This is a genomic window from Leucobacter chromiisoli (assembly GCF_016522505.1).
Taxonomy (GTDB): Bacteria; Actinomycetota; Actinomycetes; order Actinomycetales; family Microbacteriaceae; genus Leucobacter; species Leucobacter chromiisoli.
The window spans coordinates 251209-273170 of sequence record NZ_JAEHOH010000006.1 but is presented as its reverse complement, the minus strand read 5'-3'; the positions used below and the strand labels follow the sequence as shown (position 1 = coordinate 273170).

Genomic DNA, 21962 nt, shown 5'->3' with positions numbered 1-21962 from the left:
ACCGACGGCGTTCGAGCGGTCAGAGCGCGGCGGCCCTGCCGCGCTCGCTTCCCGGGAATGTCCACGGGGCTCCTCTCACCGGAGAATCAGGGGCGGAAATCCCGGCATGACACCGGTGACTTATGCTTCTATGGTGGAACGAGCGGGGCACCCTTGTCAAATGGATGCATCGACCGAGGGGTCGGCGAGTTCCGCGATCCCGCCCGCGCAGCCCGCGCAAGTGGACGGGACCCGCGCGGTCGCCGCCCGCTCAGACGCCGAGCAGCGCCTCGATCGGCCCGCGGGCGAAGAACACGACGAAGCCCGCCGCCACGATCCAGAGCAGCCAGTGCACCTGTCGCGCCTTGCCTCCGAGCGCGTGCACGAGCACCCACGAGACGAAGCCCGCGCCGATGCCGTTCGCGATGGAGTACGTCATCGGCATCACGGTGACCGTGAGGAACACCGGCAGCAGCACCTTGAAGTCGGTGAAGTCGATGGCCTTGATCTGGGTCATCATCATGGCGCCCACGATCACGAGGGCGGCCGCCGCGACCTCGGTCGGGACGATCTGGGTGAGCGGCGTGAGGAACATCGCGGCGAGGAACACGAGCCCGGTGACGATGTTGGCGAAGCCGGTGCGCGCGCCCTCGCCGATGCCGGCGCCCGACTCCACGAACACCGTGTTCGAGGACGACGAGGTGAGGCCGCCGGCGACGGCGCCGACGCCCTCCACGACGAGCGCCGACTTCAGACGCGGGAAGTTGCCCTTCTCATCGGCGAGACCCGCCTCCCGCGACAGGCCCGTGAACGTTCCCATCGCGTCGAAGAAGTTGGTGAACAGCAGGGTGAAGACCAGCATGACGACCGTCACGACGCCCACCCGGCCGAGGTCGAAGCTGACGGCGCCGACGAGGCTCAGGTCGGGCACGCTGAAGGGCGCTCCGCTCAGCGTGGGCACGGTGAGGCTCCAGCCCCCGGGGTTGTCCTCCCCGGCCAGGCCGATGCCCCAGACGGCCTCGACGATCACGGCGATGAGGGTGCCCGAGACCAGGCCGATGAGCAGACCGCCCCTGACCTTGGTCGAGACGAGCACTCCCGTGACGATGAGCGTGACCACGAAGATGAGCGTCGGCACGCTGCCGACCGAGCCGCCGACGCCGAGCCCCACGGGCGGGGAGGGATTGCCGGTCGAGGTGACGAACCCGGCGTTCACGAACCCGATGAAGGCGATGAAGAGGCCGATGCCCACCGTGATGGCGATCTTCAGCTCGACCGGCACGGCGTCGAAGATCATGCGGCGCAGGCCCGTCGCGGCGAGCAGCACGATGAGCGCGCCGTTGATCACGACGAGGGCCATCGCCTCGGGCCAGGTCACCTGGCCGACCACGGAGAAGGCGAGGAACGCGTTGATGCCGAGACCCGCCGCGAAGGAGAACGGCATGCGGGCGACGATGCCGAAGAGGATCGTCATCACTCCGGCGGTCAGGGCCGTCACGGCGCTCACGGCGGGGAACGAGAGCTGGGTGCCGGCGACGTCCTCGGTGGTCGTGAGGATGATCGGATTGAGCACCACGATGTACGCCATGGTCACGAACGTGACCAGACCGCCCCGGATCTCGCGCCCGAAGGAGGAGCCGCGCTCCGTGATCTCGAAGTAGCGGTCGACCCGCTCCCGCAGCCCCGTCGCCTCTGATTGCTGAGCCAAGCCTGTCTCCGTTCGTGCGCTCCGGCGTTTGCGTAACACACAGAAGGTATCACCTGAGAAACGCCTCGCGCCCGCACCGGACGCGGTCGGTGCGGGCGCGAGGCGCCGATGCCCGGGGATGGGCGACGGGTGATGCTAGCTGACGGAGACCAGGTCGATCACGAAGATGAGGGTCTTGCCCGCGAGCGGGTGGAAGCCGGCGTTGCCGTAGGCCTGCGCCGGGGGCACGATGAGCTTGCGGCGGCCGCCGGGCTTCATGCCGGGGATGCCCACCTGCCAGCCCTGGATCAGCGAGCGCAGCGGGAAGTTGATGGTCTCCCCTCGGCTCCAGGAGGAGTCGAACTCCTCGCCCGTGTCGTACTCGACGCCGAGGTAGTGCACCTCCACGGTGGAGCTGGCCAGCGCCTCGCTGCCCTCGCCCTCCACGATGTCGACGATCTGCAGCTCGGTGGGGGCGGGGCCCTCGGGGAACTCGATCTCGGGCTTGGTCAGCGGTGATTCACTCATGCCTCCATTCTTACGGGTTCCCGCGGCTTCCCGCCTCCGAATTCGCTCACAGGGAACTCCGCCCGCGCCCCGGGCGGGCGCACGGAGCACCCGGCCGCCCCGGTTCGGATCCGCCCGGCCGCGCCCCGGGTCGGATCCACGGAGCAGCCGGCCGAGCACCGGGCCGACCCGGAGCCGGGAGCCCGCTTGCGCCGGACCTCTAAATTTCGCGTCGAAACCCGGGAGCAAACCCCACCGCCCCGCCTCGGGCGTTCGGATACCCTGGGGGAGTGAGATTTGCGCACCTGAGCCGAACCCCAGATTCCGATCCCGAACTCTTCGCAGTGGAGGGCGACCGCGCCGTATCCGTGCGGGACCTCGGCGAGTCGTTCGACACGCTGCAGGATCTCGTCGCCGCCGGCCCCGAGGCCCTGGCGCGGGTGCGCGACGCCGCCGCGGCGCTTCCCGAGGGATCGGGCACGGCGCTGGACGGGTTCGCATACGCTCCGGCCGTGCTGAATCCGCCGACCGTGCTGGCCGTCGGCCTCAACTACGACGAGCACGCGAGCGAGCTGAGCCTCGACAACGACTCGGGGCCCGTGCTCTTCTCGCTCTTCCCGAACTCGCTGAACGGGCACGGCGGAGAGGTGCCGCTCCCCCGCCGCCTGAGCGAGGAGGTCGACTACGAGGGCGAGCTCGGCGTCATCATCGGCACGCCCGCCAAGAACGTCGCCCCCGAGGAGGCGCTCGAGCACGTCTTCGGCTACACGGTCGTCAACGACATCACCGCTCGGAACCTGCAGTTCCAGGAGCCGCAGTGGTGCCGCTGCAAGTCGTTCGACGGGTTCACCCCCGTCGGCCCGGTCGTCGTCACCGCCGACGAGATCCCGGATCCCCAGGCGCTGCACCTCACCACCGACGTCGACGGGCTGCGGGTGCAGGATTCGACGACCGAGTTCATGATCCGCAGCGTCGCGCAGCTGATCTCCGCGATCTCGCAGTCGCTCACCCTGCTGCCCGGCACCCTCATCTCCACCGGCTCCCCCGGCGGTGCGGGCCGCTCGCGCAAGCCCCCGCTCTACCTGCGGCCGGGCACCGAGGTCACCGTGACGATCGAGGGCATCGGCGCGCTCACCTCGCACTGCACCGAGGCCTAGCGGGTCGTTCTTCGCCGCGCGAGGCGTGGGCGGAAACGCTCCGCGTCCCCGCCTACGCCTCCACCCCTCGCTCCGCTCCGTGGGCCGCGGCAGTAGCCGCGCGAGGCGCGGGCGGAAACGCTCCGCGTCCCCGCCTACGCCTCCACCCCTCGCTCCGCTCCGTGGGCCGCGGCAGTAGCCGCGCGAGGCGTGGGCGGAAACGCTCCGCGTCCCCGCCTACGCCTCGCCCTTCACACCGGTCTGGTCGAGCTCCTCGCCGGGGATGGTGTCGATCGCCCCGGTCTCGGGCGCGAGCCCGGCGAGCTTCGCCGGCTGCAGGATCTCGTCGAGCTGCGCCTGGTCGAGCAACCCGCGGGAGACGACCATGTCCGACACCTTCGCGTTCGTCGCGAGCGCCTCCTTCGCCAGCTTCGCGGCCTCCGCGTAGCCGATCACGGGGGCGAGCGCCGTGATCACCGTCACGGAGCGCGACACGGTCTCGGCCAGGCGATCCTCGTTCGCCGTGATGCCGTCGACGCAGTTGATGCGCAGCGTCTGGCAGGCGCGCTCGAGCCAGGTGATCGACTGGAACAGCGAGTGCGCGATGATCGGCTCGAAGGCGTTGAGCTGCAGCTGGCCCGCCTCGACCGCCATCGACACCGTCACGTCGGCGCCCGCCACCGAGTAGGCGACCTGCGAGACGGCCTCGGGGATCACGGGGTTCACCTTGCCCGGCATGATCGATGAGCCGGCCTGGCGGGCGGGCAGGTTGATCTCGCCGAGTCCCGCCTGCGGGCCCGAGGAGAGCAGCCGCAGATCGTTCGAGATCTTCGACAGCTTCAGCGCGCTGCGCTTGAGCGCCCCCGAGAAGGTGATGAACACGCCGGTGTCGCTCGTCGACTCCACGAGGTCGCCCGCCGTGACAAGCTCGAGGCCGGTGATGTCGCGCAGGTGGCGGATCACGGCCTCCTTGTAGCCCTTCGGCGCGTTGATGCCGGTGCCGATCGCGGTGGCGCCCATGTTCACCTCGCGCAGCAGCGTGACGGCCTCGGTGAGACGCTCGACGTCCTCGCGCAGCGTCACCGCGAAGGCGTTGAACTCCTGGCCGAGCGTCATCGGCACGGCGTCCTGCAGCTGCGTGCGGCCCACCTTGATGATGTGCGAGAACTCGCGGCCCTTCGCCGCGAACGAGTCCGCGAGCAGTTCCAGCTCGTCCAGCAGACTGCGCAGTGAGAACGCGAGGGCGATCTTGATCGCCGTCGGGTACGTGTCGTTCGTCGACTGGCTGTGGTTCGTATGGTCGTTCGGGTTGATGAACGAGTAGTCGCCCTTCCGGCGCCCGGCCAGCTCGAGCGCGCGGTTCGTGATGACCTCGTTCACGTTCATGTTGCTGGAGGTTCCGGCGCCGCCCTGCACCACGCCGACCACGAACTGATCGAGCAGCATGCCGGTCTTCACCTCCTCGCACGCCCGGTCGATCAGGGTGGCCCGCTGCTCGTCGAGCGCGCCGATCTCCAGGTTGGCGCGTGCGGCCGCCTGCTTCACGCACGCGAAGGCCCGGATGAAGTCGGGGTACACCGAGATCGGCCGGCGGGCGATCGGGAAGTTCTCATGCGCCCTGGCGGTGTGCACGCCCCAGTACGCCGCGGCCGGGATCTCGACGCTTCCGAGCGAGTCCGTCTCGGTGCGGGTCTGAGCGGACAGGAAATCACTCACGGTTATTCTTCACTCCTGGATCGAACGTTTCGGCGGCCTGCCCGCCGCGGGATCGCTCCCAGCCTACGCCCGGCGGAGGACTTTGCCGAAAAGCGGTCGGATCACCGGCGCGGCCGGCCGCGCCGCCGCCGGCGGCGACCGCCCCGACCCTCGTCGACAGGGCGCTGCACCGAGATCGAGCCCGTCATCGACTCGGCGGCGGGCACCGCCTGCGGAGCCGAGTCGACGGGCGCGAAGAGGTGCGGATCCCGCCTCAGCACGGACAGCGGGGCGGTGAGCGTCTCCTCCTGCGCGGAGTGGTCGTCGTCGACCCCCGGCCTGCCCGCGTGGGTCACCGCGAAGCCCCGCCCTCTCGAGAAGTGGAACCGCAGCCCGCGCTCGGCGAACAGCCACCACACGCCGATGATGCACGCCGCGAACCCCGCGACGGCCGAGACGACGAGCGTCCACCGGGCCCCGAGGGCGTCGGCGGCGGCGCCGACCACGGGGGCGCCCACCGGCGTGCCGCCCATGAGGATCGCGAGGTACAGCGACAGCACCCGACCTCTGACCGCCGGATCGGTCGTGGTCTGGACGAAGCCGTTCGCCGTGGTGAGCAGGGTCGCGGTGCAGAAGCCCAGCAGCACGAGAGTGGCGGCGAAGCTCCAGAAGGTGGGCATCAGGGCGGCGGCGGCGCAGGCGATCCCGAACCCGCCGGCCGCGAGGATCACGGCGCGCATGCGGGCCGCCGGCCTCCGGGCGACCATGAGCGCGCCCGTGAGGGATCCGATGGCGAGGATCGACGACAGCACCCCGTACTCGCCCGCGCCCCGCCCGAACTCGACCGCCATCGTCGACGACATCACCGGGAAGTTCATGCCGAACGCGCCGAGCAGGAACACCATGACGAAGATCACGAGGAGATCGTGTCTGCGGCGCACGTACCGGAACCCCGCCGCGAGCTGCCGCAGCTGCGACTCCCCGGGTGCGGCCTCTGCGCGCGCGGGCCGGGATGTGCGGATCGCCGCGAGCGACGCGAGTACCGCGAGGAAGGAGGCTGCGTTGATGATGAACACCCACCCCGAGCCGACCGCCGCGATGAGCACCCCCGCCGCCGCGGGACCGATGAGCCTCGCCGAGTTGAACGACGCCGAGTTCAGCGCGACCGCGTTCGAGAGCTGATCGGGGCCGACCAGGTTCGACACGAACGCCTGTCGCGAGGGCGTGTCGAAGGCGTTCACGACCCCCAGCATGAGCGCGAAGCCGAAGAGGTGCCACAGCTCGGCGGCGCCGCTGACCAGCAGCAGGCCGAGGCCCAGCGCGAGCAGCCCCAGCAGCGACTGGGTGACCATGAGCACGCGCCGTCGATCGAAGCGATCGGCCACCGCGCCGCTGAAGGGGACGAGCAGCAGCTGGGGTCCGAACTGCAGCGCCATCGTCGCGCCGACGGCGATCGCGTCGCCGTCCGTGAGCTCGGTCAGCACCACCCAGTTCTGCGTCGTCGCCTGCATCCAGGCTCCCACGTTGGACACGAGCGCTCCGGCGAACCAGATGCGGTAGTCGCGGACGGACAGGGAGCGGAACATGCTGGGCACGGGTGGGGCGACCTCCTTCGGCTGCCCCTACTCTACGCCTCCGCGTGCCGAGCCGCCCGTGCCGTGCCGCCCGTGCCTCCGCGTGCCGTGCCGCCCGTGCCTCCGCGTGCCGGGCCGCCCGTGCCGTCGCGTGCCGGGCCGCCCGTGCCGTCGCGTGCCGGGCCTCCGCGTGACGTCGCGTGCCGAGCCGCCGCGTGCCTGCCGGTAGCGGGGCGCCTAGAACTTCCCGCCCATGTCGAGCAGGCGGTGGATGCGATCCGGGATCGGCGGGTGCGTGGCGAAGAGGCGCTGCATCATCCCCGGCTTCAGCGGGTCGGCGATCCACAGGTGCGCCATGCTCGAGTTCTGCTTCGCGAGCGGCCGGCCGTACTCGGACAGCTTGTGCAGGGCGCTCGCGAGCGCCTCGGGGTGGCGCGTGGTGAGCGCCCCCGTCGCGTCGGCGAGGTACTCGCGCTGACGCGACACCGCGAGCTGCACGAGGCTCGCGACGAGCGGCGCGACGAGCATGGCGACGAGCCCGAAGATCATGACGACGGGGTTGCCGTTGTTGTTGTTGCCGCGCGAGAAGAAGGCCATGCGCACGAGCACGTCGGAGATCATGCAGACCGCCACCACGAGCCCGTAGACGACCATCGACACGCGGATGTCGTAGTTGCGGACGTGCCCGAGCTCGTGCGCCATGACGCCCTCGAGCTCGGGGTCGGTCATGATGTCGAGCAGGCCCGTCGTCGCCGCAACCATGGCGTGCTCGGGATCCCGCCCGGTGGCGAAGGCGTTGGGCGCGGGGTCGTCGACGATGTACACCTCGGGCATCGGCGTCCCCGTCGTGATCGACAGGTTCTCGACGATCCGGTACAGACGAGGGTTGTCCGCCTCGGTGATGCGCTGCGCCCCGCTCATGGAGATCGCCTGCCTGCCCGCGGCGAAGTACTGGATCAGCGCATAGGCCAGGGCGCAGACCACGACCGCGATGACGATGCCCGGCGACCGGTAGATGTAGGCCGCGAGCCAGCCCAGCCCTCCCACGATGAGGAGGAAGAAGAGGATGATGAGGACGCTGTTGACCTTGTTGCGGCGTATCGCGCTGTACACGTGCCGCTCCGCCTAGAACTGGATGCGCGGGGGCTCGGAGATCGAGGCGAGGTCGTCGACCTCGAAGAACTCGCGCTCCTTGAAGCCCATACCCCGCACGAAGATGGTGTTGGGGAAGACCTGGATCTTGGTGTTGAACTCGCGCACGCCGCCGTTGTAGAAGCGGCGGGAGGCCTGGATCTTGTTCTCGGTGTCGACGAGCTCGCCCTGCAGCTGCAGGAAGTTCTGGCTGGCCTGCAGCTGCGGGTACGCCTCGGCCACCGCGAAGATGCTCTTCAGCGCCTGCTGCATGTGGTTCTCGGCGACCGAGGCCTCGGCCGGGCCCTGCGCGGAGATGGTCTCGGCGCGGGCCGCCGTCACCGCCTCGAAGACGCCCTTCTCATGGGATGCGTAGCCCTTCACCGTCTCGACGAGCGAGGGGATCAGGTCTGCGCGCCGCTTGAGCTGCACCGTGATGTCGCTCCACGCCTCGTCCACGCGCACGCGCAGCGTGACGAGGGAGTTGTAGGTCGCCCAGACGTAGATTCCGAGGATGACGACGACGCCGACGGCGATGAGGATGGCGATCAGGGATCCAGACATGGGGGTATCCTATCGACGCAGGCGGCGAATCCGCTGAATCACCCGCTACCTCCCGAGCACGCGGTCGAGGTACGGGTTCGCGAACACCCGATCCGGATCGAGCCGGTCCCGGATCGCCAGGAAGTCGTCGAGCCGCGGGTAGATCCTCCGCAGCTCCTCGACCCCCTGCGTGTGGAGCTTGCCCCAATGAGGCCGACCGCCGTGGGCCAGGAGAATGTCCTCCGCGTCGCGGAAGTACCCCGAGTCGCTCTCGCGCCAGTAGCGGTGCACCGACACGTACCCGCTCTCGCGGCCGTAGGCGGTCGACGTGGGGAGGTCGTCGGCCGCCGCGGCACGCACCTCGACGGGGAAGGAGACGCGGTGGCCGCGACGCTCGATCATGTCCCGCAGCTCGCGCACCGCGGCCGGAACCGCGTCCAGCGGCAGGCCGTACTCCATCTCGATGAACCTCACCCGTCTCGGGGTGACGAACACGCGATGCGACTCGTCGCTGTAGCTGCGCCGGCTCGAGAGAGCGGCGATCAGGCGGTTGACGCGCGGCGTGATCGGGGGAAGCAGCCGCTCGACGGCGAGGATGGCGCCGAGCACCTGGTTGTTCATCACCTCCTCGTCGAAGAGGCGCGGGATCGCGCCGAGCGGCTCGAGGGGCGCGTCGAGCGGCAGCCGGGTGTTCGTCTTGGTGCGCGCCACCTCGGTGTGCGGGAACCAGAAGAACTCGAAGTGGTCGGCCGACCGGGTGCGCTCGACGAAGTCGTCGAGCGCCGCGTCGAGCGGCTCCGGCGCCTCCTCGGCGCGCAGCAGGAACCTGGGTGCGCACTGCAGCGTGACGGCGACGATCACCCCGAGGGCGCCGAGGCCGAGCGCGACGGCGGGCAGCAGCTCGGGGTGGTGCTGCTCGTCGACCTCGAGCACCTCCCCGGTGCCCGTGACGATCGTCGCCCCGACGACGCCGGCCGCGAGACCGCGCTGGCGGAGGCCCGTTCCGTGGGTGCCGGTCTGGATCGCGCCGGCGATCGTCTGCCGGTCGATGTCGCCCATGTTCGGCAGGGCCAGGCCGTGCGGGTTCAGGATCCCGGCAAGCTCCCGCAGCCGGGTGCCGCCCCACACGGTCGCGCGGCCGCGCTCCCGGTCGATCGAGATCGCCCCGCGCATCCGATCCATGTCGAGGTGGATGCCGTCGGTCGCCGCGACGCCGCTGAAGCTGTGGGTCGCCCCGAGCGGCTTCACGCCGTGCCCGGTCTCGAGCCCGCGGCGCACGGCGAGCACCACCTGCTCCGTCGAGCGCGGGGCGACCGTCAGCGCCGGCCGGAAGGTCTCCGTGCGCGCCCAGTTGCGCCGGATCCGGGTCACGGGATGCGCTCCCCCTGGGGCTCGGCGGGGTTCGACGCCCCTGCACCGCAGGATCGCCCCCGCGTCTCTGCTCGTCGGCGGTCGCGGCCGGCCGGATCGGGTCTCATCCTCGAAGCATAACCCCGCACAGCCCGACCGCCCGGGCGTCAGCCGTCGTGTTGCGCGGTGCGGCACGGGCGCGCGAGGGGCGCGCAGGGGCCGAGAGGGGCCGAGAGGCGGATTACCGTGCGGGATCCCGCGAGTCGCACGCGGGATCCGCCTCTCGGCGACGGTTGCGGACGCTCTGGGCTCAGTCGTCGCGCAGCAGGCGCTCGATCTCCGCGCGCTCCGCGGCGCGGCGCTCGTCCCGCCGCACGCGCCAGCGGTGCATCCTCATCGCGATCGCCACGGCGATCGCGATGAGGATCAGGATGATGAGCAGTACCTTGCCGAATACCATGTGCCCCCACAGGGATTCGAACCCTGACTGTGCCGATTTTAAGTCGGCTGCCTCTGCCGGTTGGGCTATGGGGGCGGGCGTCGCCGCGCGACGCGCGGAACGGCCTCCGCCCATCCTCCCACGGCGGCGGCGCCTCGGAGAAAGGATGAGCCCCGAGCTGGGCAGAACTCGGGGCTCATCGTGTGCCGTGGGCCTCGTGCTGGGCAGAACACGAGACCCACCGTATGTTGTGGGCCTCGTGCTGGGCAGAACACGAGACCCACAGTCTGTGGGCCGGGGCGCGTGGAGGCCCCGGCGGCGGGCTACGCTCGGAGGCGCTCCCGCAGGGACGCCAGCTCGTCGCGCAGCCGGGCGGGGACGCGATCCCCGAAGCGGGCGAAGAACTCCTCGGTGAGGTCGGCCTCGGCCAGCCACGAGTCCCGGTCGATCGAGAAGAGCTCGTCGAGGTCGCGCTCCGGCACCTCGATGCCGTCGAGGTTCAGCTCGTCCGCACCGGGCACCGTCCCGATGGCGGTCTCGCGACCGGCGACCTCGCCCTCGACGCGGCGGATGATCCAGTCGATCACCCGCGAGTTCTCGCCGAATCCGGGCCACAGGAAGCGGCCGCCCTCGCCCTTGCGGAACCAGTTCACCTGGAAGATCTTCGGGGCCTTCTCGCCGAGCTTCTCGCCCACGTCGAGCCAGTGCCCCCAGTAGTCGGCCATGTTGTAGCCGCAGAAGGGCAGCATGGCGAAGGGGTCCCGGCGCAGCTCGCCGACGGTGCCCTCCTGGGCCGCCGTCTTCTCCGAGGAGATCGTGGCGCCGACGAAGACGCCGTGCTCCCACGAGCGGGACTGGGCCACGAGCGGCACGTTGGTGGCGCGGCGACCGCCGAAGAGGATCGCGTCGATCGGCACGCCGTTCTGCTCGTACCAGTCGTCGGCGAGCGTCGGGGTCTGCTGGATCGGCACGGTGAAGCGCGAATTGGGGTGGGCCGCCGGGCGACCGGACTCGGGCGTCCAGTCGTCGCCCTGCCAGTCGATCAGGTGCGCGGGCACCTCGTCGGTCTTGCCCTCCCACCACACGTCGCCGTCGTCCGTCAGCGCGACGTTCGTGAAGACGGTGTTGCCCCAGAGCGTCTCCATCGCGACGGGGTTCGTGCTCTCGCCGGTGCCGGGCGCGACGCCGAAGAAGCCGGCCTCCGGGTTGATCGCGTAGAGGCGGCCGTCGGCGCCCGGGCGCAGCCAGGCGATGTCGTCGCCGATGGTCTCGACCTTCCAGCCCGGGATCGTGGGCTGGAGCATCGCGAGGTTCGTCTTGCCGCAGGCCGACGGGAACGCCGCCGAGAGGTGGTAGGACTTGCCGCTGTCGGTGTTGGTCAGCTTGATGAGCAGCATGTGCTCGGCGAGCCAGCCCTCGTTGCGGCCCATGACGCTCGCGATGCGGAGCGCGAAGCACTTCTTCGAGAGCAGCGCGTTGCCGCCGTAGCCGGAGCCGTACGACCAGACCTCGAGCGTCTCGGGGAAGTGGGTGATGTACTTCAGGTCGTTGCACGGCCACGCGACGTCCTCGGCGCCGTCGACCAGCGGGGCGCCGACCGAGTGCACGGTGCGGACCCACTCGCTGCCGGGCGCGATGCCGTCGAGGGCGGCCTGCCCCATCCGGGTCATGATCCGCATGTTGAGCACGGCGTACGGGGAGTCGGTGATCTCGATGCCCAGCTGGGTGATCGCGCCGCCGACCGGGCCCATCGAGAAGGGCACCACGTACATCGTGCGGCCGCGCATCGACCCGGAGAAGAGCGGCATGAGCTCGGACTTCATCTCGAAGGGGTCGCGCCAGTTGTTCGTCGGGCCGGCGTCGGCCTCCTGCTCGGAGCAGATGAAGGTGCGATCCTCGACGCGCGCGACGTCGGCGGGGTGGGATCGTGCGAGGAAGCTGCCGGGGCGCAGGTTCGGGTTGAGGGGGATCAGCGCGCCCGCCTCGACCATCTCGCCCGTCAGGCGGTTCCACTCGTCCTGGGATCCGTCGCACCAGACGACGGAGTCGGGCTTCGTGAGCTCGGCCACCTCGGCGACCCAGTTCAGAACCTCGGGGTTGTCGGTGGTCGCCTCGGCGTTGACCAGCTCGGTGATCGAGAGTTCCCTCTCGATGGTCGCTCCGCTGTTGCCCATAGCGTTCGCTCTCCTCGGGGTAAGAATCGGTGTTAGCACCATTCTGAGTGAACATTGCACCCCTGAACCTCGGAACTATGCTGTAAATTTCTCCCGTTTTTGACGTATAGTCAACTCATGAGCCCAGAAGCAGCCTCCGCCGTCGACTCCGCGGAGATGGACCGCCTCGTCCTCGGCAAGCGCCTCCGCCACTTCCGCACCCGCGCCGGCCTCACCCTCGACCAGCTCGGCGAGCGCGTCGGGGTCGTCGCCAGCCAGCTCTCGCTCATCGAGAACGGCAAGCGCGAGCCGAGGCTCTCGCTGCTGCAGGCCATCGCGCGCGAGGTCGGCGTGGAGACCGCGGCCCTGCTCAGCGGGGAGGCCCCGGATCGCCGCAGCGCGCTGGAGATCGAGCTCGAGCGCGCGCAGACCTCTCCCGCCTACGCGCAGCTCGCCCTCCCCCACGTCCGCACACCGCGCTCGCTCGGGGACGACGCCCTCGAAGCCCTCGTCGGCCTGCACCGCGAACTCGCGAGGCGATCCCGAGCCGCGGCCGCCACCCCCGAGGAGGCCCGACGCGCCAACACCTCGATCCGGCTCCAGATGCGCGAGTGCGACAACTACCTCCCCGAGATCGAGAGCGTCGCCGAGGAGCTCATGGAGCGGATCGGTCACACGACGGGCGCGGTCACCCATCGAGAGGTCGCCGTGCTCGCCGAGCTCCTCGGCTTCACGCTGATCTTCGCCGACGACCTGCCCTCCAACACCCGCAGCATCACGGATCTCGAGAACGGCCGCATCTACCTGCCCCCCGCGTCGATCCCCGGCGGTCACGGCCTCCGCTCGCTCGCGCTCCAGGCGATGGCGCACCGCGTGCTCGGCCATGACCGGCCCGCGAGCTACGCCGAGTTCCTGCGCCAGCGGCTCGAGATCAACTACTTCGCCTCGGCGTGCCTGCTGCCCGAGACCCGCGCCTCCGAGTTCCTGCAGGAGGCCAAGCGCGAGCGCAACCTCGCGATCGAGGACCTGCGCGACGCGTTCGGGGTGACCCACGAGGCGGCCGCGCACCGCTTCACCAACCTCGCCACCCGGCACCTCGGGCTCAAGGTGCACTTCTACCGCACCGACGCCTCGGGATCGCTGCTGCGCGGCTACGAGAACGACGGCATGCCGTTCCCCGTGGACCAGACGGGATCCGTGGAGGGGCAGGTGCTGTGCCACAAGTGGGCCGGACGCACGGCCTTCAACCGCACGAACCGCACGACCGAGTTCTACCAGTACACGGACTGTCCCGAGGGCACGTACTGGTCGAGCGTGCAGACCGGCGACGCCGAGCAGGGGCCGTTCTCGATCGCCTGCGGCGTGCGCTTCGACGACGCGAAGTGGTTCCGGGGGCGGGAGACGGCGATCCGCACCGTCTCGACCTGCCCCGATCCCCAGTGCTGCCGCACGCCGAGCGACGAGCTGCTCGCGCGGTGGGAGGGCAAGGCGTGGCCGAGCGCGCGCATGCACGCGCACGTTCTCGCGCCCCTGCCGACCGGATCCTTCCCCGGGGTCGACGACACCGAGATGTACCAGTTCCTCTCGGCGCACGCGCCGCAGGACTAATCCGGTCGGGTCGCGGCTCCGCCCGGGGAGACGCGGAGGAGCCCCGCAGCACGCGGCTGCGGGGCTCCTCGAGGTCGGGAACCGGCGGGCTCTGCTCCGCCGCGGGTCCTACTCCGGCGGGCCTACTCGGCCGCGGGCTTCGGGCGCGAGGCGAACTCCTGGAAGATCGCCCGCGGCTCCTGCACCGCCTCGATGTTGACGATGTCGCGGCCGAGGAAGAAGTGGCCGACCCAGCCGCCGAACACGCGCCACTTGCGCTCCCACGTCGGGATCGCGAGGCCGTGGTAGAAGCGGTGCGCGAGCCACGCGAAGTAGCCCTTCATCGCGAACTTGCCCGACTGGAAGACACCGGTGTTGAGACCGAGACCCGCAACCGCGCCGGCATTCTTATGGTTGTACTCCGCCACGCCCTCGCCGCGGAGCGAAGCGGCGATGTTCTTGGCGAGCAGCTTGCCCTGGCGCACCGCGTGCTGCGCGTTCGGCACGCAGAAGCCGCCGGGGCCGGGGGTCGGGGAGATGTCGGGCACCTGCGAGGTGTCGCCCGCGGTCCAGGCGCCCTCGACGATCTCGCCGTCCTCGGTCGTGACCTGCAGCGTCGGGCTGCCGATGACGTGGCCGCGCGGGCCGATCGGGAGGTCCGTTCCGCGCAGGAACGGCCGCGGCATGACGCCCGCGGTCCAGACGATGAGGTCGGACTCGTAGCTCTCCCCCGTGGAGAGCTCGATCTTGCCGTCGACGGCCGAGCTGAGCTGCGTGTCGAGGTGCACCTCGACACCGCGCCGCGTCTGATCCTTGATGACCCAGAGCGAGGTCTCGAGCGCGACCTCGGGCATGATCCGCCCCATGGCCTCGACGAGGTGGAACTTCGTCTCCTCGAAGGTGATCTCGGGGTAGCGGCGCAGCAGCGAGGTCGCGAAGGAGCGCAGCTCCGAGATGCTCTCGATGCCGGCGAAGCCGCCGCCCACGACGGTGACGGTCAGCAGGCGCGCGCGCTCGGGCGAGCCCGCGGGCAGCGAGGCCGCCTTCTCGAAGTTGGCGACCATGCGGTCGCGCACGGCCACGGCCTCCTCGATCGTCTTCATGCCGATCGCGTTGTCGGCGACGCCCGGGATCGGGAAGGTGCGCGACACGGAGCCGGTGGTGATCACGATGTGATCGTAGGAGAAGTCGAAGGGCTCGCCCTCGTTCGGCGTGATCGTGGCGGTCTTGGCGGCGTGCGAGATACCGGTCACCTTGCCGGCGATGTTCGCCGTGCGGTCGAGGTGGCGACGACGCGCCACGACCGCGTGGCGCGGCTCGATCGAGCCCGCGGCCACCTCGGGGAGGAACGGCAGGTACGCCATGTAGGGCAGGGGGTCGACGATGGTGACCTCGGCCTCACCGGCACGGAGCAGCTTCTCGAGCTTCCACGCGGTGTAGAAGCCCGCATAGCCGCCGCCAACGATCAGAATCTTCTTCGCCACGAAGCAGTCTCCTTGGGACACGTTGCAGGACCGCGCCCGCTGTGCATCGGGCACGAAAAATGACGGACGAGGTCCGCCCGACCGCAACAGTCTACTCTGCTTCCGGAGTCGCTTTCGCGCTTTCGCGGGTTTCGGTCGCGAATCGGGTCGGAGACGGCGGGATCAGCCGGCCCAGCCGCTCCGCTCGAGGGCGAGGTCGCCGATGGGGTTCACCCCCGGCCCCGCCGCGAGCGAGTGGCCGATGAGCGCGTGCAGGCACTTCACGCGGGTGGGCATGCCCCCCGCGCTCACCCCGGAGACCTCGGGAACCTCGCCCACGGAGTCGCGGTCGGCGATGTAGGCGAGGTGCGCGCGCTCGTACTGGGCCCGGATCTCCTCGTCCTCGGCGAGGAGATCGTTGAACTCGACCATCACGCCGGCAGCCTCGAGCCGGGATGCCGCGGCGACGACCTCCGGGTGGCAGAGGTAGTAGAACGTGGGGAACGGTGATCCGTCGGGCAACCGCGGGGCGGTCGCCACCACGGTGGGCGAGCCGTCGGCGGCGCGCGCGGCGATGCCGACGACGCCGCGGGCCTCACGCCCGAGCTGCTCGCTCACCGTGCGGATGTCCTCGGCGGTGGGTTCGGCGTATGGTGGCCGGGTCATTCGGCGGTCTCCTCGTTCGTCGGGTCGGCTGGGGGTTCGGGGGCGGGCGTCGGCTCAGAGGGGCCCGTCGTCCCCGCGAGCTCGTCGGGGCCCGCGTCGGTCGTTCCCGCCGAGATCGTCGAGCCCACCAGGGAGCGGGCCCAGTTCCGGTCGATCCTCGTGAGCTCGGCGCTGGTCTCGTCGTCGGTCTCGACCGGGATCGGGACGTCGTCGATCACGCTGAGCTGGGTCTCCCCCGGCATGACGTAGAACAGCCGGTCACGCGCCTGGGCGCGCACGTAGACGGGATCCCGCCACTTCACGCGCTCGGCGTCGATGTCTGCCACCGTCTCGCGATGCAGCTTCACGCTCTGCTGCAGCTCCGCGATCTCGCGCCGCTGCTGCACGAAGGTGGAGACCGCGGGGCTGACGATCACGCCGCCCGCGACCACGAGCGCCACGATCAGCACGGTGAAGCCGCTGAACCGAAGGCTCGAGGCCCACGCCCCGATGTCCTCGGCCCAGCGTCTCGCCATGTCCCTCGTGCCTCGGTCTAGGCGGTGAAGCGCGGGAACGCGCCGCGGCCGGCGTAGCGGGCGGCGCCGCCGAGCTCCTCCTCGATGCGGAGCAGCTGGTTGTACTTCGCGACGCGCTCGCTGCGGGCGGGTGCGCCGGTCTTGATCTGGCCGCAGTCGGTCGCCACCGCGAGGTCGGCGATCGTGACGTCCTCGGTCTCGCCCGAGCGGTGCGAGAGGATCGCCGTGTAGCCCGATCGCTGCGCCAGCTGCACGGCGTCGAGGGTCTCGGTGAGCGTACCGATCTGGTTCACCTTCACGAGGAGCGAGTTGCCCGCGCCCTTCGCGATGCCGTCGGCGAGGCGGGCGGGGTTCGTGACGAACAGGTCGTCGCCGACCAGCTGCACGCGGTCGCCGAGCTCGGCGGTCAGCTGCTGCCACCCCTCCCAGTCGTCCTCCGCGAGGGGATCCTCGATCGAGACCAGCGGGTAGCGGTCGAGCAGGTCGGCGTAGTACGCGGTCATCTCGGCGGCGCTGCGATCCTGCCCCTCGAAGCGGTAGACGCCGTTCTCGAAGAACTCCGTCGACGCGACGTCGAGCGCGACGGCGACATCGCGGCCGGGCTCGAGGCCCGCGCGTTCGATCGCCTCGACGATGAGGTCGAGCGCGGCCGAGTTGTGCGGCAGATCGGGGGCGAAGCCGCCCTCGTCGCCGAGCCCCGTCGAGAGCCCCTTCTCCTTCAGCAGCGCCTTGAGGGCGTGGTACACCTCGACGCCCCAGCGCAGACCCTCCGAGAAGGTCTCCGCACCGAGCGGCACCGCCATGAACTCCTGGATGTCGACGCCGGTATCGGCGTGCGCCCCGCCGTTGATGATGTTCATGAGCGGCACGGGCAGCGTCGACGCGTTCGGACCGCCGAGGTAGCGGTAGAGGGGAAGCCCGGACGAGGATGCGGCCGCGTGCGCCACCGCAAGGCTGACGCCGAGGATCGCGTTGGCCCCGAGCTTCTGCTTGTTGTCGCTGCCGTCGGCCTCGATGAGGGCCTGATCGACGAGGCGCTGGTCGTCCGCGGCGAAGCCCTCGACGGCCGGGGCCAGCTCGTCGAACACCGCGTCGACGGCCTTGGTGACGCCCTTGCCCAGGTAGCGGCCCCGGTCGCCGTCGCGCAGCTCGTACGCCTCGAACGCGCCGGTCGATGCGCCCGACGGGACCGCGGCGCGGCCGACGGAGTCGTCGGTCAGGCCGACCTCGACCTCAACGGTCGGGTTGCCGCGCGAATCGAGGATCTCGCGGGCGATCACCGCGTCGATAAATGCCACCATGCACTCCTTGCGTAAGCCAGAACGTCTGTCGGGACGGAGGGCTCTCCGCACCGGTCTCCAGTCTAGCGGCGCACGCCGACGCGTCGCGGTCGGGGGCGTTCAGGAGCCCGGGGACTCCTCCGACGTGAACGCCGCCGGTCCCTGCTCCGCCGCGGCAGGATCCATGTAGAGGAACTCGAGGATGTTCCCATCGGGATCCTCGAGGTCGCGCGAGTACATGAAGCCGAGGTCCTGCGCCGGGCGCGGCTCGGCGCCGCCCGCCCGCACGCCCGCCTCGAGCGTGCGATCGACGTCCTCCCGCGATTCCCGGGAGAGGGCGACGAGCACCTGCGCCGTGGCGCGGGAGTCGGCGATCTTCTTGTCAGTGAACGTGGCGAAGTACTCGCGGGTGAGCACCATGAAGTAGACCTGCTCGTCCCAGACGATGCAGGCCGCGTTCTCGTCGGTGAAGAGCGGATTGATCTCGCATCCGAGCGCCGTGTAGAACGCCTTCGAGCGTTCCAGGTCGTCCGTCGCGAAATTCACGAAGATCTGGGTACCCATGAGAACTCCTCCGTTCGGACCGCCCCGGCGGCGGTGCTGCCAGCGTCGCACCGTCCGCGTCGCGCCGTCAATGGAATTCCGCTGTGGATCGCACCTCGGGTCGGCAGTAGATGCTCGTTCCAGGCGGAATAACAGCATCTACTGACCAGCGCAGGCGTGGGTCAGACGGCGGCGAGTTCCCTGAGGTCGAGGGCGTCGGCGTCGCGCTCCCCCGCGCGCACGTTGGCGACGCGGCCGAAGCCCTGCGCGGCGACGCGCTCCAGCAGGGCCTTCATGTTCTTCTGCCGCTTCTCGAGCCGCACCCGATGACCCCGTGCGACGAGCTCCCGCTTGAGGGCCGCGAGGTCCTCGAAGGCGGCGTCCCTGTCGTACACCAGCGCGATCGCGTCGGGCCCGTCGTCCTCGGGCAGCTCGATCAGGTCGACTACCCGCTCGAAGCCGATCGAGAATCCCACGGCCGGCACGTCCTGCCCGAGGAAGCGGCCGATCATGCCGTCGTACCGGCCCCCGCCGCCCACCGAGCTGCCGGATCCCGGATGCGCGACCTCGAAGATCGTGCCCGTGTAATAGCCCATGCCGCGCACCAGGGTCGGGTCGAAGCGCACCGTCACGCCCTCGGGCAGGCCGCCCTCGAGGGCGGAGCCGAGCTCGGCGAGGCTCTCGATCCCGCTCTCCGCGGCGCCGGCGGGCAGCACGGCCGCGATGGCCTCGCGGGTGAGCGGGATGCCGCCCCCGCTCTCGAGGGCGGGCTCCGCCGCGGCGAGCACCTCGCCCATGCGCAGGGCGGCGGCCTCGTCGATCCCGCGCAGCTCGTCGACCACACCCGCCGCGCCGATCTTGTCGAGCTTGTCGACGGTGATCAGCGCCCGGTCGTGCTGGTCCGGAGCGAAGCCGCAGTGCGCCAGCAGGCCGAAGAGGATACGGCGGTCGTTGACGCGGATCACGCAGCCCTCGAGGCCGAGCGCCGCGAGCGCCTGCGAGGTCGCCGTGATGAGCTCGATCTCGGCGAGCAGCCCGGGCTCGCCGATGATGTCGATGTCGGCCTGCACGAACTGGCGGTAGCGTCCCTTCTGGGGGCGCTCCGCCCGCCAGACGGGGGCGATCTGGATCGCGCGGAACACGGGCGGCAGCTCGGCCCGGTGGCTCGCGTAGAAGCGGGTGAGCGGCACCGTGAGGTCGAAGCGCAGGCCGAGGTCGGCGAGCTGCTCGGGATCGCCGGCCTCGACCGCGCCCCGCAGCTGCTCGGGGCGGATCCCGCGCTTCAGGATCGAGAAGGACAGCTTCTCGTTGTCGCCGCCGAGCCCCGCGTGCAGGCGCGCGTAGTCCTCGACCACGGGCGTCTCGATCTCGTCGAAGCCGTGGGCGCGGTAGACCTCGCGGATCACGCCGAGGGCGTGCTCGCGGCGGGCCTTGTCTGCGGGAAGGAAATCGCGCATTCCGCGCGGCGGGTTCACGGGGCTTGCCATGGTTCACCATTCTTCCACGAGCACGGGGCGCTTCGGTGCTCCCCCGCCCCGCCCGGCCTTCCGTCTCCCCTTCCCCTCTTCGGTCGTCGCGGATGTGCGGGGGCGACCCGCGTACCGCGCATCCGCGACGACCGAACGGTGTGGGGCGGAGGGACCGGCCGGTGTCAGTGCTGCACCGGCGGCTCCGCCCCGTGCCCGGTGAGCGCGCGCACCTCCATCTCGGCCGCGAGCCGCTTCGACTCGCGGCCGGGATCCGTGATCGAGCCCAGCCACCCGAGCAGGAATCCCAGCGGGATCGAGACGATCCCCGGGTTCTTGAGCGGGAAGATCGCGAAGTCGACCCCGGCGCCGAGCATCGCGGTCTCCTCGCCCGAGACGACCGGGGAGAACGCGATCAGCAGGATCGCCGAGAGCAGCCCGCCGGCCATCGACCACACGGCGCCCCGCGTCGTGAACCTCGACCAGAACAGGGAGTAGAGGATCGTCGGCAGGTTCGCCGACGCGGCGACCGCGAAGGCGAGCGCCACCAGGAAGGCGATGTTCTGCCCCTGCACGCCGATGCCGCCGAGGATGGCGAGGGCGCCGATCACGAGGGTCGTGATCTTCGCGACGCGCACCTCCTGCCTGGGCGAGGCCTGGCCCCTCTTGATCACGCTGTTGTAGATGTCGTGCGCGAACGAGGCCGACGCCGTGATCGTGAGCCCCGCGACCACGGCGAGGATCGTGGCGAACGCGACGGCCGAGATGAAGCCGAGCAGCAGCGGGCCGCCGAGGTAGGCCGCGAGCAGCGGGGCCGCCGAGTTCTGGCCGCCCGGCGCGTTCGCGATCGTCTCGGGGCCGACGAGCGCGGCCGCGCCGTAGCCGAGCACGAGGGTGAACAGGTAGAAGATGCCGATGAGCCAGATCGCCCACACCACCGATCGCCGGGCCTCCTTCGCGGTCGGCACCGTGTAGAAGCGCATGAGCACGTGCGGCAGCCCGGCGGTGCCGAGCACCAGGGCGAGGGCGAGCGAGACGAAGTCGATGGGGTTCGCCCCGTACTGCAGGCCCGGGGCGAGGATCGCCGCGCCGTTCGCGTTCTCGGGGTGGTGCACGGCGGCGTCGAGCACGGCGGCGAAGTCGAAGCCCTTGAGCGCGAGCACCCACACCGTCATGGCGCCGGCGCCCGCGATGAGCAGCACGGCCTTGATGATCTGCACCCAGGTCGTGCCCTTCATACCGCCGATGAGCACGTAGAGGATCATGACGATGCCGACCACCGCGATGACCGCCGACTGGCCGAGCTTGTCGTCGACGCCGAGCAGCAGCGAGACGAGGCCGCCGGCGCCCGCCATCTGCGCGAGGAGGTAGAAGAAGCACACGGCGAGCGTCGTGCAGGCCGCCGCCATGCGCACGGGCTTCTGCCTGAGGCGGAAGGAGAGCACGTCGGCCATCGTGAACTTCGCGGTGTTGCGCATGAGCTCGGCGACGAGCAGCAGAGCGACGAGCCAGGCCACGAGGAACCCGATCGAGTAGAGGAACCCGTCGTAGCCGCTGATCGCGATCGCGCCGCAGATGCCGAGGAACGATGCGGCGGAGAGGTAGTCGCCCGCGATCGCGAGCCCGTTCTGACGGCCGGAGAAGGAGCGGCCCCCGGCGTAGAAATCGGCGGCGCTCTTGTTGTTGCGGCTGGCGCGGATCACGATCACCATCGTGACCGCGACGAAGGCGAGGAAGATGGCGATGTTGAGCACGGGGTTCTGCTCCGCCGCGGTCTCCTCGAGGCGCAGGACGGTGAGCGCGTTCATCGGGCGCCTCCTTCGTGATCGTCGGCGGCGCGCTCGATGTCCTCGAGCTCGGCGCGCAGTGCGGTGGTGGCGGGGTCGAGCCGCTTGTTCGCGAACGAGACGTACCACATGGTGATCCCGAACGTCGTGACGAACTGGGCGAGGCCGAGCCAGAGGCCGACGTTCATGCCGAGCAGCGGCCGGGCCATGAGGTCGTGGGCGTAGGCGCCGAGGATCACGAAGCCGAGGAACCAGATCATGAACGCCGCGGCGAGCGGGAACACGAAGCGGCGGAACCGGCGCCGGTACTCCTGGAACTCGGGCCGCGCCTGGAACGCTTCGTAGTCGATCGGTTCCGGCGCGCTGCGGCCGGGATCGGAGGGGACGTGCGACATGGGGCCTCCTTGCCTCATGGGATGCGGTCGGGTGGACGGTGTCGGCCGGCGGCGGTCGGGAGCCGC

Annotated in this window: 19 protein-coding genes and 1 tRNA gene; 2 read left to right on the top strand and 18 right to left on the bottom strand. The window is 70.4% G+C overall.

The window, feature by feature from the left end; translation table 11 throughout:
* Window positions 1–250 precede the first annotated feature (250 nt).
* Together JD276_RS05620 and JD276_RS05615 are read right to left on the bottom strand one after the other, a co-directional pair.
* Entirely contained in the window at window positions 251–1687 is a 1437-nt protein-coding gene (locus JD276_RS05620; RefSeq protein WP_200114693.1) for an NCS2 family permease, read from the bottom strand.
* A gap of 135 nt (window positions 1688–1822) precedes the next feature.
* Window positions 1823–2194, bottom strand: a complete 372-nt coding sequence (locus JD276_RS05615; protein WP_200114691.1) for an FKBP-type peptidyl-prolyl cis-trans isomerase — start codon at window positions 2192–2194, stop codon at window positions 1823–1825.
* A gap of 269 nt (window positions 2195–2463) precedes the next feature.
* Here JD276_RS05615 and JD276_RS05610 point away from each other — a divergent pair, with 269 nt between their 5' ends.
* Window positions 2464–3330, top strand: a complete 867-nt coding sequence (locus tag JD276_RS05610; protein ID WP_200114690.1) for a fumarylacetoacetate hydrolase family protein — start codon at window positions 2464–2466, stop codon at window positions 3328–3330.
* Between the two features lie 216 nt (window positions 3331–3546).
* Here the strand turns inward: JD276_RS05610 and JD276_RS05605 are convergent, their stop codons facing one another.
* The 8 genes from JD276_RS05605 to JD276_RS05570 all read right to left on the bottom strand — a co-directional run bounded on the left by JD276_RS05605 (window position 3547) and on the right by JD276_RS05570 (window position 12215).
* Window positions 3547–5025, bottom strand: coding sequence for an aspartate ammonia-lyase (locus JD276_RS05605; RefSeq protein ID WP_200114689.1), 1479 nt, complete (start codon window positions 5023–5025; stop codon window positions 3547–3549).
* A 101-nt stretch (window positions 5026–5126) separates the two neighbouring features.
* Window positions 5127–6590: an MFS transporter gene (locus JD276_RS05600; protein ID WP_200114752.1), complete on the bottom strand. Its 1464-nt coding sequence runs from the start codon at window positions 6588–6590 to the stop codon at window positions 5127–5129.
* 225 nt (window positions 6591–6815) lie between these two features.
* Entirely contained in the window at window positions 6816–7691 is an 876-nt protein-coding gene (locus tag JD276_RS05595) for a M48 family metalloprotease (protein ID WP_200114686.1), read from the bottom strand.
* A 12-nt stretch (window positions 7692–7703) separates the two neighbouring features.
* The gene (locus JD276_RS05590; protein ID WP_200114685.1) at window positions 7704–8273 is read right to left on the bottom strand and encodes a LemA family protein; all 570 of its coding nucleotides are present in this window, start codon (window positions 8271–8273) and stop codon (window positions 7704–7706) included.
* 45 nt (window positions 8274–8318) lie between these two features.
* Complete coding sequence (locus tag JD276_RS05585; RefSeq protein WP_200114684.1) at window positions 8319–9623, bottom strand: D-arabinono-1,4-lactone oxidase; 1305 nt, start codon at window positions 9621–9623, stop codon at window positions 8319–8321.
* A gap of 289 nt (window positions 9624–9912) precedes the next feature.
* Window positions 9913–10062, bottom strand: coding sequence for a hypothetical protein (locus tag JD276_RS05580; RefSeq protein WP_200114678.1), 150 nt, complete (start codon window positions 10060–10062; stop codon window positions 9913–9915).
* Window position 10063: 1 nt separating this feature from the next.
* Window positions 10064–10137: transfer RNA gene (locus JD276_RS05575), tRNA-Leu, on the bottom strand.
* A gap of 227 nt (window positions 10138–10364) precedes the next feature.
* Window positions 10365–12215, bottom strand: coding sequence for a phosphoenolpyruvate carboxykinase (GTP) (locus tag JD276_RS05570; protein ID WP_200114675.1), 1851 nt, complete (start codon window positions 12213–12215; stop codon window positions 10365–10367).
* Window positions 12216–12332: 117 nt separating this feature from the next.
* Between JD276_RS05570 and JD276_RS05565 the strand changes: the two genes are divergently transcribed.
* Complete coding sequence (locus tag JD276_RS05565) at window positions 12333–13802, top strand: helix-turn-helix domain-containing protein (protein WP_233615346.1); 1470 nt, start codon at window positions 12333–12335, stop codon at window positions 13800–13802.
* Window positions 13803–13924: 122 nt separating this feature from the next.
* On the opposite strand, the gene JD276_RS05560 is transcribed toward JD276_RS05565, so the two are convergent.
* The 8 genes from JD276_RS05560 to JD276_RS05525 all read right to left on the bottom strand — a co-directional run bounded on the left by JD276_RS05560 (window position 13925) and on the right by JD276_RS05525 (window position 21896).
* Window positions 13925–15265, bottom strand: coding sequence for an NAD(P)/FAD-dependent oxidoreductase (locus JD276_RS05560; protein ID WP_200114673.1), 1341 nt, complete (start codon window positions 15263–15265; stop codon window positions 13925–13927).
* Window positions 15266–15427: 162 nt separating this feature from the next.
* The gene (locus JD276_RS05555; protein WP_200114671.1) at window positions 15428–15910 is read right to left on the bottom strand and encodes a DUF501 domain-containing protein; all 483 of its coding nucleotides are present in this window, start codon (window positions 15908–15910) and stop codon (window positions 15428–15430) included.
* Window positions 15907–16425 carry an FtsB family cell division protein gene (locus JD276_RS05550; protein WP_200114669.1) on the bottom strand — a complete coding sequence of 173 codons (519 nt, stop codon included), beginning with the start codon at window positions 16423–16425 and terminating at the stop codon, window positions 15907–15909. The genes JD276_RS05555 and JD276_RS05550 overlap by 4 nt, the downstream gene beginning before the upstream one ends.
* A gap of 17 nt (window positions 16426–16442) precedes the next feature.
* The gene (gene eno / locus JD276_RS05545; RefSeq protein WP_200114667.1) at window positions 16443–17723 is read right to left on the bottom strand and encodes a phosphopyruvate hydratase; all 1281 of its coding nucleotides are present in this window, start codon (window positions 17721–17723) and stop codon (window positions 16443–16445) included.
* 102 nt (window positions 17724–17825) lie between these two features.
* Window positions 17826–18269, bottom strand: coding sequence for a VOC family protein (locus JD276_RS05540; RefSeq protein ID WP_200114666.1), 444 nt, complete (start codon window positions 18267–18269; stop codon window positions 17826–17828).
* A gap of 161 nt (window positions 18270–18430) precedes the next feature.
* Entirely contained in the window at window positions 18431–19735 is a 1305-nt protein-coding gene (gene hisS, locus JD276_RS05535; protein ID WP_200114665.1) for a histidine--tRNA ligase, read from the bottom strand.
* Between the two features lie 164 nt (window positions 19736–19899).
* Window positions 19900–21522: a monocarboxylic acid transporter gene (locus tag JD276_RS05530; protein WP_200114664.1), complete on the bottom strand. Its 1623-nt coding sequence runs from the start codon at window positions 21520–21522 to the stop codon at window positions 19900–19902.
* Complete coding sequence (locus JD276_RS05525) at window positions 21519–21896, bottom strand: DUF485 domain-containing protein (protein WP_200114663.1); 378 nt, start codon at window positions 21894–21896, stop codon at window positions 21519–21521. Before JD276_RS05525 ends, JD276_RS05530 begins: the two co-directional genes overlap by 4 nt.
* Window positions 21897–21962 lie beyond the last annotated feature (66 nt).

Bases quoted from the DNA above. Each gene is read 5' to 3' on its own strand.
- JD276_RS05615 (WP_200114691.1), bottom strand. From the start codon at position 2,194: ATGAGTGAATCACCGCTGACCAAGCCCGAGATCGAGTTCCCCGAGGGC.
- JD276_RS05600 (WP_200114752.1), bottom strand. From the start codon at position 6,590: ATGTTCCGCTCCCTGTCCGTCCGCGACTACCGCATCTGGTTCGCCGGA.
- JD276_RS05590 (WP_200114685.1), bottom strand. From the start codon at position 8,273: ATGTCTGGATCCCTGATCGCCATCCTCATCGCCGTCGGCGTCGTCGTC.
- JD276_RS05580 (WP_200114678.1), bottom strand. From the start codon at position 10,062: ATGGTATTCGGCAAGGTACTGCTCATCATCCTGATCCTCATCGCGATC.
- JD276_RS05570 (WP_200114675.1), bottom strand. From the start codon at position 12,215: ATGGGCAACAGCGGAGCGACCATCGAGAGGGAACTCTCGATCACCGAG.
- JD276_RS05565 (WP_233615346.1), top strand. From the start codon at position 12,333: ATGAGCCCAGAAGCAGCCTCCGCCGTCGACTCCGCGGAGATGGACCGC.
- JD276_RS05555 (WP_200114671.1), bottom strand. From the start codon at position 15,910: ATGACCCGGCCACCATACGCCGAACCCACCGCCGAGGACATCCGCACG.
- JD276_RS05550 (WP_200114669.1), bottom strand. From the start codon at position 16,425: ATGGCGAGACGCTGGGCCGAGGACATCGGGGCGTGGGCCTCGAGCCTT.
- JD276_RS05540 (WP_200114666.1), bottom strand. From the start codon at position 18,269: ATGGGTACCCAGATCTTCGTGAATTTCGCGACGGACGACCTGGAACGC.
- hisS (WP_200114665.1), bottom strand. From the start codon at position 19,735: ATGGCAAGCCCCGTGAACCCGCCGCGCGGAATGCGCGATTTCCTTCCC.
- JD276_RS05530 (WP_200114664.1), bottom strand. From the start codon at position 21,522: ATGAACGCGCTCACCGTCCTGCGCCTCGAGGAGACCGCGGCGGAGCAG.
- JD276_RS05525 (WP_200114663.1), bottom strand. From the start codon at position 21,896: ATGTCGCACGTCCCCTCCGATCCCGGCCGCAGCGCGCCGGAACCGATC.